This window comes from Janibacter sp. YB324 (assembly GCF_014217915.1).
GTDB lineage: Bacteria > Actinomycetota > Actinomycetes > Actinomycetales > Dermatophilaceae > Janibacter > Janibacter indicus.
On record NZ_CP060120.1, the window covers coordinates 1,900,960 to 1,912,764 of the forward strand.

Genomic DNA, 11,805 nt, shown 5'->3' on the forward strand with positions numbered 1-11,805 from the left:
CAAACGCGTGCCACAGGGCTCGCCGGGGTCAGCGCTGCTGGGCCCCCGTCGCCGAAGCCGCCGAGGCCACTGCCCGGTCGCGCAGCGCACTGACCTCGTCGGTCGTGAGCGTGCGACCGGAGCGGAAGGTCAGGCGGTAGGCGAGCGACTTGCGCCCCTCGCCCACCTGGTCACCCCGGTAGACGTCGAAGAGCGTCAGCGACTCGAGGTCGTCACCCGCACCCGAGCGCAGCGCAGCGGCGACGACCGCGGCGGGCACGCCCTCGTCGACGACGAGCGCGACGTCGGTGTTGGCGACCGGCTGGGTGGACAGCTGGGCGGGCTTGACCGGCTCACCGGAGGCAGCGACGATCGCGTCGAGGTCGACCTCGGCCGCGACCGTGCGCTCGGGCAGCTCCAGGCGCGAGCAGACCTTGGGGTGCAGCTCACCCGCGTGGCCGACGACCGCGCCACCGGGCACGGAGACCGCGACGCAGCGCCCCGGGTGGAAGGGCTCCCGCTGCGCGGCCTCGACGCCCAGCTCGACGCCGATCGAGTCACCGATCGCCCGCACCCACCCGACGACGTCGGTCGGGTCAACGGACCGCGCGGGCCCGTGGGGTCCGGCGGCCAGCGCCGCCCCGGCCGCGGCGATGGCCACGTGCCGCGGCTGCGGGGGCACGCCGTCGATGATCTGCTGGAGGGTCGGCGCGGCGGGCAGCACCCCACCGGGCGGCAGCGGGAGGGGGGTGATCCCGCCCGCCGTCACGAGGCCGATCTCGTAGAGCCCGACGTCGCGGTGACCCCGGGAGACATTGCGCCGCAGGGTGTCGAGGAGCGTGTCGAGGATCGAGGTGCGCATGATCGGCGCCTCGTCCTGCAGCGGGTTGGCCAGCCGCACCGTCGTGCGTCGCGGGTCGTCCGCGCTGTAGCCGAAGGCATCGTGGCGCTCGCTCGAGGTGAAGGGGTAGGAGAGCACCTCGACCAGACCGGTGGCCGCGAGCGTGCGGGCGACCGTGCGCCGCGCCCGCTGGCCGTGGGTCAGACCACGCCCGGCCGTGGCCCGGGGCACGACGGAGGGGATCTGGTCGTAGCCACGCACCCGCGCGACCTCCTCGACGAGGTCCGGGCCGTCACCGAGGTCGGGGCGCCAGGTGGGCGGCGTGACGAGGAGGGACTCCCCTGAGTCCACCACGGTGCACCCGATCGTGGTGAGGGTCTCGACGACCTCATCGCGCGGGTAGTCGAGCCCGATGTAGCGGCTCGGCAGCGCGGGGTCGAAGGGGATGGCCGCGGGCTCGGCGACGGACCCGATGTCGGTCGCCGCGTCATCGGCCGTACCCCCGCCGTGCTCGACGAGCAGGTCGACGGCCAGCTGGGCGGCCGCAGCCGTCACGGCAGGGTCGACACCCCGTTCGAAGCGCTTGGACGCCTCGGTCGTCAGCCGGTGCCGACGCGAGGAGCGGGCCACGGTGACGGAGTCGAAGTGCGCCGCCTCGACGAGCACATCGGTCGTCGTCTCGTCGACCTCGCTCGTCGCGCCACCCATGACGCCGGCGATGGCGAGCGGTGTCGTGCCGCCGTCGGTGATGAGCAGGTCAGCGGGGTCGAGGGTGCGCTCGACGTCGTCGAGGGTCATGAGGGTCTCTCCCGCCCGGGCGCGACGCACCTCGATGGCTCCCCCGAGCTTGGCCAGGTCGTAGGCGTGCAGCGGCTGACCGAGCAGCATCATCACGTAGTTGGTGACGTCGACGGCCAGCGAGATCGGCCGCATGCCGACCTCGGTCAGGCGGCGGCGCATCCACGTGGGTGAGGGTGCCGACGCGTCGATCCCGCGCACGACGCGGGCGACGAAGCGGTCACAGCCCGGCACACCGTCGACCGGCGCCTCGTCGACGAGCCGCACCTCGTGCCCGGGCCCGGTGGCCGGCGCGACGACGATGTCCGCGGGGTCGACGAAGGGGGTGCCCTCGGACAGCGCGTACTCCCGCGCGATGCCGCGCATGGACAAGCAGTACCCGCGGTCGGGCGTGACGTTGACCTCGACCGTCTCGGCGTCGAGGCCGAGCACGGGGATGAGGTCGTCACCGGGGGTGAGGGCCGCCAACACCTCCGGGCGGTCGGCGAGGTACTCGGTGAGCACGATGATGCCGTCGTGGTCCTCGCCGAGGCCCAGCTCGAGCGCGGAGCAGATCATGCCGGCGCTCACGTGCCCGTAGGTCTTGCGCGCGGAGATCTCGAAGTTCCCCGGCAGCACACCGCCGGGCAGGATCACCGCGACGAGGTCACCCACGTCGAAGTTGTGCGCGCCGCACACGATGCCCTGCGGCTCGCCGGTGCCGTTGGCGGCACCCACGTCGACCTGGCACCAGTTGATCGTCTTGCCGTTCTTCTGCTCCTCGGGCGTGCGCTCGAGGACCTTGCCCACGACGAGCGGGCCGGTGACCTCGCCACCGAGGATGTCCTCCTCCTCGAGACCCACCCGCACGAGGGTGGCGGCGACGTCCGCCCCCTTCGCCTGCGGGTCGACCTCGGTCAGCTCTCGGAGCCACTCGATCGGTGCCCGCATCAGATCTCCATCCCGAACGCCGCCGAGAAGCGGACGTCTCCCTCGATGATGTCGCGCATGTCGGCGACGCCGTGGCGCAGCATGAGCGAGCGCTCGATGCCCAGGCCGAAGGCGAAGCCGGTGTACTCGTCCGGGTCGACGCCCGCGGCCGCGAGCACGCGACGGTTGACCATGCCGGAGCCGCCGAGCTCGATCCAGCCGGTGCCGCCGCAGGTGCGGCAGGAGGAGTCGGCACCACGGCAGACCCAGCACTGGCAGTCGATCTCGGCGCTCGGCTCGGTGAAGGGGAAGTAGTTGGGCCGCAGCCGCGTGACGATGCCCTCGCCGAAGAGCCCCTGGACGAAGGCGTCGAGAGCCCCGCGCAGGTGGGCCATCGTGATGCCCTTGTCGACGACGAGCCCCTCGAACTGGTGGAAGACCGGGGTGTGGGTCGCGTCGAGGTCGTCGGTGCGGAAGACCTTGCCGGGGCACAGCACGTAGATCGGCGGCTCGCGGTCGAGCATCGTGCGGATCTGCACCGGCGAGGTGTGCGTGCGCAGCACGACGCCGGCGTCGGCCGGCTCGACGAAGAAGGTGTCCTGCTCGCCGCGGGCCGGGTGGTCGGGCCCGATGTTGAGCGCGTCGAAGGTCAGCCACTCGGACTCGATCTCCGGCCCCTCGGCGATCTCCCAGCCCATGCCGACGAAGATGTCCTCGACCCGCTCGGTCACGAGGCTGATCGGGTGCCGCGCCCCGAGGCGCTGGTGCGGGCTGGGCACGGTCAGGTCGAGGGTCTCCTCGACGAGGATCCGCTCGTCGCGCTCGGCCTCGAGCTCGGCCTGCCGGGCCGCGAAGGCCTGAGCGACGCGGCCTCGGGCCTGGCCGACGCGCTTGCCGGCCTCGGCCTTGGCGCTCGGCGGCAGCGCACCGATCTCGCGGTTGGCGAGGGCGAGCGGGCTCTTGTCGCCCTGGTGGGCCCCGCGGATCCGCTTGAGCTCGTCGAGGGTCGTGGCGCCCGCGGCGGCGTCGAGTGCGGCCTGAACGGCCTCGTCGATCACCTGCGGGTCGAGCGCGGCGACCTCGACCGGGTCGTAGTTGGTGTTGGGTCCTGACACGAGGCCCGAGTCTACGGGCCCCTCGTCAGTCCAGATCGTGCACGGTCAGCCGGTCGCGCGGGTGCAGCCGGCCGAGGACGAGGTTCATCACCGGCTCGGGTCCGCGCTGGTGGCGCGAGTAGGCGGTGGCACCGGACTCGTAGAGCTGGTGCAGCCGCCCGTCGACGACGACCGAGCCCTCGGCCATGGGCGGCAGCAGGGTGTTGCGTCCGGTCAGGGGTGTCCACCCTCCGTCCCGGCGGAAGTCCCCCGCGTCCACCCGGGTGAGTGTCGACGGCGCGGTGCGCCCCCAGCTGCGCGAGAACCACACGGCCCGATCCTCGTCGAAGGCCATCCCCTGGGTGCGCGGCGGGACGACGAGCTCCTCACCGCTCCACTGCGGACGTCCCTCGTCGTCGAGGACGTAGCGGTAGGTGCGCCCCGGTCCGTCGACGACGAACCGGGTGACCCACAGCTCGCCGTCGTGGGCGGTGACGGTCGAGCTGGCCTGGACCTTGACCGTGAGCACCGGGTCGGCGATGCCCTCGCGCAGCCGGGCCGTCTCGTGGACCTGCAGCCGCCCCCGACCACTCACGTAGGTCCGGTCACCGAGGACGGTCACACCCCCGTAGTGGTCGAGTCCGGTGAGCTCGACGCGGGCCGTGGCCTCCCCCTTCGCATCGGCGATGACGAGGAGGCCGTCCCGGGGGTTGCGGGCGTCGTAGAAGGTGTAGAGCCACTCGTCGTGCTCCGCGTCGTGGGCCAGCCCCTGGGGCACCTCCGTGCCGCCGGGGACGAAGGGGATGACCGCACCGGCCTCGACCTCGCCCGGTCCGCGTCGCCGCCACCTGATCCACTGCCGCAGGGTCCGCCACCACTTCATGGCACGGCACCCTAGCCGCGCCCCTTTTTTTGACTCGTTCAAGTTCTGGTGGGACTCTGGAAGCGATGAGCACGATGATCGACACCGACGTGGCGGCAGGCCTCCTGCGCGAGCACTCCCTGCGCGTCACCGCCCCCCGGGTGGCGGTGCTGCGGGAGCTGTCCGCGCACCCCCACGCCGACGTCGACACGATCACCCGCGCCACCCGCGAGCGGCTGGGCTCGGTGAGCACCCAGGCCGTCTACGACATCCTCGGCGCCCTCGCCGCACAGGGCATGGTCCGCAAGTTCGAGCCCGCCGGGCACCCCGCCCGCTACGAGCTCGAGCTCGGCGACAACCACCACCACCTCGTGTGCCGCACCTGCGGCACGATGGTCGACGTCGAGTGCGCCCCGGGCAAGGCCCCGTGCCTCGACGCCGCCGACGACCACGGCTTCGCCATCGACGAGGCCGAGGTCATCTACTGGGGCATCTGCCCCGGCTGCGCGCAGACCGCAGCACCCTGACCCGCACTACTCCCCACCCCGCAGAGAAAGAGGAGCAGCAGATGTCATCCACCCCCTCCACCCCCGCCCCGCGCTCGGACGCCAACGGCACGCTCGACGTGTCGGGACGTTCGACGCAGGTCAACGGCGCCCCCGCCGTCAGCGACCGCAACAGCCTCTCGGTCGGCAGCAACGGACCGCTGCTGCTCCACGACACCCACCTGGTCGACACGCTCGCCCACTTCAACCGGGAAAACATCCCCGAGCGCAAGCCGCACGCCAAGGGCTCCGGTGCCTTCGGGCACTTCGAGGCGACCGCTGACGTCTCGCAGTACACCAAGGCGGCGCTCTTCCAGCAGGGCACGACGACGCGGATGCTCGCCCGATTTTCCACCGTCGCCGGTGAGCTCGGCTCCCCCGACACCTGGCGCGATGTGCGCGGCTTCGCGCTGCGCTTCTACACGAGCGAGGGCAACTTCGACCTCGTCGGCAACAACACGCCGATCTTCTTCCTGCGCGACCCGCTGAAGTTCCCCCACTTCATCCGCAGCCAGAAGCGCCTGCCCGACTCCGGCCTGCGCGACAACACGATGCAGTGGGACTTCTGGACCAACAACCCCGAGTCGGCGCACCAGGTCACCTACCTCATGGGCGACCGCGGTCTGCCCCGCTCGTGGCGGCACATGAACGGCTACGGCAGCCACACCTACATGTGGGTCAACGCCTCGGGCGAGAAGTTCTGGGTCAAGTACCACTTCCACACCCAGCAGGGCGTCGAGGGCCTGACCAACGACGCGGCCGGTCGCCTGGCCGGCGAGGACGCGGAGTTCCACCGGCGTGACCTCTTCGACGCCATCGCCCGCGGCGAGCACCCCCAGTGGAAGCTGTCGGTGCAGGTCATGCCCTACGAGGAGGCCAAGACCTACCGCTTCAACCCCTTCGACCTGACGAAGACCTGGTCGCACGAGGACTACCCGCTCATCGAGGTCGGCACGATGACCCTCGACGAGAACCCGGTCAACTTCTTCGCGCAGATCGACCAGGCGGCCTTCGCCCCGAGCAACACCGTGCCGGGCATCGGCTTCTCCCCGGACAAGATGCTGCTCGGCCGGGTCTTCGCCTACGCCGACGCCCACCGCGCCCGGATCGGTCCGAACTTCCACCAGCTGCCGGTCAACCGACCGGCGGTCGCCGCAGAGAACCACTTCTCCTTCGACGGCCCGATGCGCTACGAGCACTCCGGTGCCGCCCCCGTCTACCAGCCCAACAGCTTCGGTCGGCCCCACGCCGACACCCAGGGCCCGGTCGACGACGGGTGGGAGGCCGACGGCGAGATCGTCCGCTCGGCCTACGAGCTGCACGCCGAGGACGACGACTTCGGGCAGGCCGGCACCCTCGTGCGCGAGGTCTTCGACGACGCCCAGCGCGACCGGCTCGTCGAGACCGTCGTCGGGGCGCTCGCCGGGGTGCAGGAGCCGGTCCTCGGTCAGGCCCTGCAGTACTGGAAGAACATCGACGCCGAGATCGGCCAGCGCATCGCCGCGGGCAAGCAGGCGGCCGACGAGGCGCCGAGCGACCCGGGCGAGATCCTGCGCGGCCAGGAGACCCACGCCCGCGCCGGCGCGGACGCCTGACCGGTCCCACCACGACGAAGGGCGCCGCTCCCCGCACCGGGGGCGGCGCCCTTCGTCGTGTCAGGCTCGCTGCTGGCGCGCCGAGGCATAGAGGCAGATCGTCGTCGCCATCGCGAGGTTGAGCGACTCGGCGTGCCCGTGGATCGGCACCCGCACGGCCTCGTCGCAGGCGGCGAGGGTCGCCTCCTCCAGACCCCAGGCCTCGTTGCCCATGACCCACACGTGGGGGCCGGCGAGGTCGGTGTCGTCGATCGTCCCCGCTCCCCCGCCGTCGGCGGCCAGACGCCGCACCCCGCCCTCCCCGAGGGTCGCCAGGGTCGGTTCGATCGCCAGACCGGTGACCACCGGCAGGTGGAAGAGCGAGCCGGCCGTGGAGCGCACCACCTTGGGCGAGGTGACGTCCACGGAGGCGTCGCTGACGAGCACGGCGTCGGCCCCGACCGCATCGGCACCACGGATCACCGTGCCGAGGTTGCCGGGGTCGCGGACATGGGTGAGCAGGACGAGCAGCCGCGGGTCGCCGGCGAGGACGCCCTCCAGCGAACTGGGTGACCAGTCGACGACGGCGACCGTCCCCTGCGGGGTGTCGGCATCGCACATCGCGGCGAGGACCTCGTCGGTGACCTCGTGGACGAAGATCCCGCGCTCACGGGCCGGCTCGACGAACTCGGCGTAGCGCTCGGCGGCCTCGGCCGTCGCGTAGAGGTCGACGACCCTCTCCGGCGTGAAGCGCACCGCCTCACGCACCCCCTGGGGTCCCTCGACGAGGACACGGCCGGTGCGTCGACGCGCAGAACGCCGGGAGAGCCCGCGCACCGACCGCACCCGCTCCGAGGCGGGGTTGGTCAGTGGTGGGCGCTCCCGGCGTCCGGTGTGGTCGCTCAGGCCTCGACCTTGGCGTCGGTGGTCGCCGGCACGTTGGCCTTGGCGATCTCGACGAGCGCGGCGAAGGCGGCCTCGTCGTTGACGGCGAGCTCGGCGAGCATGCGACGGTCGACCTCGATCTCCGCGGCGCGCAGGCCCTGGATGAAGCGGTTGTAGGTCATGCCGTTGGCGCGGGCGCCGGCGTTGATGCGCTGGATCCACAGGCGACGGAAGTCGCCCTTCTTGGCGCGACGGTCACGGTAGCTGTAGACCGCGCTGTGGGTGACCTGCTCCTTGGCCTTGCGGTACAGGCGGGACCGCTGGCCCCGGTAGCCGCTGGCGCGCTCGAGGACGACCCGGCGCTTCTTGTGGGCGTTGACCGCCCGCTTCACGCGTGCCACGTGATGACTCCTTAGATGTGTGGGGACAAGAGGCTCAGGTCAGCGACCGAGCAGCTTCTTGATCTTCTTCTCGTCGGCCTTGGAAACCAGGACGTCGTTGGCGAGACGACGCGCGTGCTGCGGGGTCTTCTCGTGGAACTTGTGGACGTGGTTGGCGCGCTCGCGCATGATCTTGCCCGAGCCGGTGACCCGGAAGCGCTTCTTCGCACCGGAGTGCGTCTTGTTCTTCGGCATGGCGCCGATCTCCTTCTCGTTGCTGTGCTGGTCTGGGGCCGGCTCAGGACTCGGCCGGGGCCTCGGTGGTCTCGGCCTCGGTCGTCTCGGCCGACTCCGCCGGGGCGGCAGCGGCCGCGGTGGCCGCCTTCTGCTCGTCCTTCTTGCGTCGCGCCTCGGCGCGGGCCTCGGACTTCTTCCTCGTCGGGGCGAGCACCATGACCATGTTGCGGCCGTCCTGCTTGGGGGCCGACTCGACGGTGCCGAGCTCCACGACGTCCTCCGCGAGACGCTGCAGCAGTCGGAAGCCCAGCTCGGGGCGGGACTGCTCGCGGCCACGGAACATGATCGTCACCTTGACCTTGTCGCCGGCACCCAGGAAGCGCTCGACGTGGCCCTTCTTCGTGCCGTAGTCGTGGCTGTCGATCTTCGGTCGGAGCTTGATCTCCTTGATGACCGTGTTGACCTGGTTCTTGCGCGCTTCACGCGCCTTCATGGCGGCTTCGTACTTGTACTTGCCGAAGTCCATGAGCTTGGCGACGGGGGGCTTGGCCATCGGAGCGACCTCCACGAGGTCGAGGTCCGCCTCTGCGGCGAGACGAAGGGCGTCCTCCACGCGGACGATGCCGACCTGCTCCCCGTTGGGGCCGACCAACCGCACCTCCGGGACGCGGATACGGTCATTGATGCGAGGCTCGCTGATGTGCTGCTCCTTAGCTCGGTGTGTCACTCCCGCCACCGACGAAGAAAGGCTCCTCGCCGATCGCGAGGAGCCTCACCAGAGCACGACACCACACCCGGACGAAGGGAGCGACGGTGCCACTCCCGCGGTCGGGACCGCGTCGAGACCTGTGACCCGGCAACCGAGTGGTCCATGCGAACCTGTGGTCGACGCGGGTGGAAGCGAGGCTCCTCTTGCGTCACCGCCGCGAGGACGGTGACCGGTCGTGGCACAACGATACCAGCGGACCCCGCAGAGTCGAAATCGCCGCCGACTCAGACGACCGCGAAGGACAGCCCGTCGACCCGCGCGCGCAGCTCACCGTCGGTGGCCAGCTGCTCGGCCACACCGGTGACGAGCGAGCGCACCTGCTCCTCGCCGAGCCCCGGCACGAGGGTGAGCGTGATCTGCAGGACCCCCTGACCGTCGGGGACGCCGGCCCCCAGGGCGTGCTCGGTGATCTCCTCACGGGTGGCGACGACCCGCGCCACCGACTCGGCGACGAAGGGGTCCTCGTGGGCGGGCAGCCAGGCCCGCTGCTGGGCCAGGGCCCAGACCATGGAGGACCGCACCTCGAAGGCGTGCTCGCTGGCGCAGTCGAGCACCATGAGGTCGGCCTGCTCGCTCACGGCAGCCTGGGCAGCCCGGGCGGCCTCGACGGGCACCGGCCGCACGGACCCGTCGAAGGCCGCGAGATCGGCCATGGAGGAGAAGACCGGGAGCGCCGTGCGCCCGTCGGGGTGCTCGAGCAGCACGACCGCCATGTCGGCCTCCTTGTCGGCCACGACCCCGTGCTCGCCCTCGGCGGTCTCGCCGGCGACGGCCTTGACCGGCACGAGCAGCCGGGCGCCCGCCAGCCGGTCGACGACCTCGGCCTCGCCCCCGGTCGTCAGGGCCCGCAGCAGGGCCGGGTCGGCCTCGCCCGTGTCCCCGCCGAAGCCGCCGGTGGGCAGCTCGCGGCCCTGCCACGGGATGCCGGCGGAGTCGCCGGTGGTCACGGCCGCCCCGCAGCGTCGAGTGCCTCGGCCAGGGTGACCGTGCCCTTGTAGAGCGCGGAGCCGATGATCGCGCCCTCGACGCCCTCGGCGACGAGCCCGCGCAGGGCGATGACGTCGTCGCGGGTCGTCACGCCACCGCTGGCGACGACCGCGGCGTCGGTCGCGGCGCACACGTCCTTCAGGAGCTGGAGGTTGGGACCGGCGAGCATGCCGTCCTTGGCGACGTCGGTGACGACGTAGCGCGCGCACCCCTCGCGGTCGAGTCGGGCGAGCGTCTCCCAGAGGTCACCGCCCTCCTGGGTCCACCCGCGGGCGGCGAGGGTCGTGCCCCGCACGTCGAGACCGACGGCGATGCGGTCGCCGTGCTCGGCGATGGCCTGCGCGGTCCACTCCGGGTTCTCGAGTGCGGCCGTGCCGAGGTTGACCCGCGCGCAGCCGGAGTCGAGGGCTGCGGTCAGCGACTCCTCGTCGCGGATCCCGCCGCTCAGCTCGACCTTGATGTCGAGACCGCCGACGATGCCCGCGAGCAGGTCACGGTTGCTCCCGGTGCCGAAGGCGGCGTCGAGGTCGACCAGGTGGATCCACTCGGCGCCCTGCTCCTGCCAGGCCCGGGCGGCCTGCAGCGGGTCGCCGAAGTCCCAGCCCGACCCGGCCACGCCCTGCTGCAGCTGCACGGCCCGCCCTTCGCGCACGTCGACGGCGGGCAGGAGCTCCAGGCGGGGGCTCTCGGTCGTGGTCACAGTGACATCACCCAGTTCTTCAGGAGGTGCAGCCCGGCGTCCCCGGATTTTTCGGGGTGGAACTGCGTGGCGGACAAGGCGCCGTTCTCGACGGCGGCGACGAAGGGGGACCCGTGCTCGCTCCACGTGACCAGGGGCGCTGCGGCCGAGAGCGCACCATCGGGTCGGGGCAGGTCCCAGGTGGGCACCCCGTAGGAGTGCACGAAGTAGAACCGCTCGTCCTCGACACCGGCGAAGAGCCGTGTGCCGGTGGGCACCTCGAGGGTCGACCAGCCCATGTGCGGCACGACGGGCGCGTCGAGACGGGCGACGGTCCCGGGCCACTGCTGCAGTCCCTGCTGCGGTGGCTGGGCACCGGCCGGCTCGTCGGACCCGTCGAACATCACCTGCATGCCGACGCAGACGCCGAGCACGGGACGACCACCGGCGAGCCGGGTGTCGACGAGCGACGGACCGTCGACCGCGCGCAGACCGGCCATGCAGGCGTGGAAGTTGCCCACCCCGGGCACGAGCAGCCCGTCAGCGGCGAGCACCGCCTCGCGGTCGGCGGTCAGCTCGACGCGGGCTCCGACGTGGGCGAGCGCCCGGACGGCGGAGTGGACGTTGCCGGAACCGTGGTCGAGGACGACGACGTGGGGGCTGGTGCTCATTGGTGCACATCCTTGACGACGGACTCGAAGGCGCGCACAGCGCTCTCGTCGGGCGAGATGACCGGCCCCAGGGCCCCGTCGCTGCCGTCGAGTGCCCGCCCACCGGGGAGCCCGAGCACCGTGACGACCTCGACGAGCCACTCCAGGTGGGTCAGGTCGGTCCGGCCCCAGAGGGCACGGACCTCACGGATCGGCACCTCCCGCGCGCCGGAGTTGCCGGCGAGGGTGCGGTGCAGGTCCTCGGGGGTGAGCGCGGGCAGCCGGGGACCGCGCACGATCTCACGGTCGGCCGCACGCAGGGCCCACCGGGCCGGGCTGCGGCCGGCCCGGGCGGTGACCACGGCCGTGTCGTCCATGGCGAACAGGCCGATCGCGGGGGTCAGCCGAGGGCCCACGTGCCGCGAGGCGAGAAGCGCGAGGGCGTCGTCGTAGGGGGCCGCGGTGACGCTCGCCCGCGTTGCCGGCACGACGATCGACCACGCGCTGTGCTCGAGCACGTGGCACGGCACGACACCACGACGTACCCACTCCACCGCGCTCGCGGACGAGGCGGCGAGGAGCACCACTCCCCTGCCCTGCTGGGTCATCGCATCCT

At 72.0% G+C, this 11,805-nt stretch carries 13 protein-coding genes; 2 read left to right on the top strand and 11 right to left on the bottom strand.

Features of this window, described 5'->3' with window-relative positions; genetic code table 11:
• Nucleotides 1-28: 28 nt before the first annotated feature.
• The 3 genes from pheT to H7A72_RS09190 are packed head-to-tail and all read right to left on the bottom strand — an operon-like array spanning nt 29 to nt 4,504.
• Nucleotides 29-2,548: a phenylalanine--tRNA ligase subunit beta gene (gene pheT / locus H7A72_RS09180; protein ID WP_185220346.1), complete on the bottom strand. Its 2,520-nt coding sequence runs from the start codon at nt 2,546-2,548 to the stop codon at nt 29-31.
• A complete protein-coding gene (pheS, locus tag H7A72_RS09185) occupies nt 2,548-3,642 on the bottom strand; it encodes a phenylalanine--tRNA ligase subunit alpha (RefSeq protein ID WP_084451188.1) in 1,095 nt (364 codons plus the stop codon). Before pheS ends, pheT begins: the two co-directional genes overlap by 1 nt.
• 25 nt (nt 3,643-3,667) lie before the next feature.
• On the bottom strand, nt 3,668-4,504 hold the full coding sequence (locus tag H7A72_RS09190; RefSeq protein ID WP_185220347.1) for a hypothetical protein: 837 nt from the start codon (nt 4,502-4,504) through the stop codon (nt 3,668-3,670).
• 65 nt (nt 4,505-4,569) lie between these two features.
• Between H7A72_RS09190 and H7A72_RS09195 the strand changes: the two genes are divergently transcribed.
• Nucleotides 4,570-5,010 carry a Fur family transcriptional regulator gene (locus H7A72_RS09195; protein WP_185220348.1) on the top strand — a complete coding sequence of 147 codons (441 nt, stop codon included), beginning with the start codon at nt 4,570-4,572 and terminating at the stop codon, nt 5,008-5,010.
• A 41-nt stretch (nt 5,011-5,051) separates the two neighbouring features.
• Nucleotides 5,052-6,623, top strand: a complete 1,572-nt coding sequence (locus H7A72_RS09200) for a catalase (protein ID WP_185220349.1) — start codon at nt 5,052-5,054, stop codon at nt 6,621-6,623.
• Between the two features lie 60 nt (nt 6,624-6,683).
• On the opposite strand, the gene H7A72_RS09205 is transcribed toward H7A72_RS09200, so the two are convergent.
• The 8 genes from H7A72_RS09205 to H7A72_RS09240 all read right to left on the bottom strand — a co-directional run bounded on the left by H7A72_RS09205 (nt 6,684) and on the right by H7A72_RS09240 (nt 11,797).
• Nucleotides 6,684-7,448, bottom strand: a complete 765-nt coding sequence (locus H7A72_RS09205) for an RNA methyltransferase (protein WP_185220350.1) — start codon at nt 7,446-7,448, stop codon at nt 6,684-6,686.
• Between the two features lie 56 nt (nt 7,449-7,504).
• The gene (rplT, locus tag H7A72_RS09210) at nt 7,505-7,888 is read right to left on the bottom strand and encodes a 50S ribosomal protein L20 (RefSeq protein ID WP_072624813.1); all 384 of its coding nucleotides are present in this window, start codon (nt 7,886-7,888) and stop codon (nt 7,505-7,507) included.
• 39 nt (nt 7,889-7,927) lie between these two features.
• A complete protein-coding gene (gene rpmI, locus H7A72_RS09215; protein WP_007925928.1) occupies nt 7,928-8,122 on the bottom strand; it encodes a 50S ribosomal protein L35 in 195 nt (64 codons plus the stop codon).
• A 43-nt stretch (nt 8,123-8,165) separates the two neighbouring features.
• Nucleotides 8,166-8,804 carry a translation initiation factor IF-3 gene (gene infC / locus H7A72_RS09220; protein WP_083546307.1) on the bottom strand — a complete coding sequence of 213 codons (639 nt, stop codon included), beginning with the start codon at nt 8,802-8,804 and terminating at the stop codon, nt 8,166-8,168.
• 293 nt (nt 8,805-9,097) lie between these two features.
• Nucleotides 9,098-9,820 carry an SseB family protein gene (locus tag H7A72_RS09225; RefSeq protein ID WP_185220351.1) on the bottom strand — a complete coding sequence of 241 codons (723 nt, stop codon included), beginning with the start codon at nt 9,818-9,820 and terminating at the stop codon, nt 9,098-9,100.
• The gene (priA, locus tag H7A72_RS09230; RefSeq protein ID WP_072624816.1) at nt 9,817-10,560 is read right to left on the bottom strand and encodes a bifunctional 1-(5-phosphoribosyl)-5-((5-phosphoribosylamino)methylideneamino)imidazole-4-carboxamide isomerase/phosphoribosylanthranilate isomerase PriA; all 744 of its coding nucleotides are present in this window, start codon (nt 10,558-10,560) and stop codon (nt 9,817-9,819) included. Before priA ends, H7A72_RS09225 begins: the two co-directional genes overlap by 4 nt.
• Nucleotides 10,557-11,210 (bottom strand): imidazole glycerol phosphate synthase subunit HisH, encoded by a 654-nt coding sequence (hisH, locus tag H7A72_RS09235; protein ID WP_185220352.1) that lies wholly within the window; start codon nt 11,208-11,210, stop codon nt 10,557-10,559. The genes priA and hisH overlap by 4 nt, the downstream gene beginning before the upstream one ends.
• The gene (locus H7A72_RS09240) at nt 11,207-11,797 is read right to left on the bottom strand and encodes a hypothetical protein (protein WP_185220353.1); all 591 of its coding nucleotides are present in this window, start codon (nt 11,795-11,797) and stop codon (nt 11,207-11,209) included. The genes hisH and H7A72_RS09240 overlap by 4 nt, the downstream gene beginning before the upstream one ends.
• Nucleotides 11,798-11,805 lie beyond the last annotated feature (8 nt).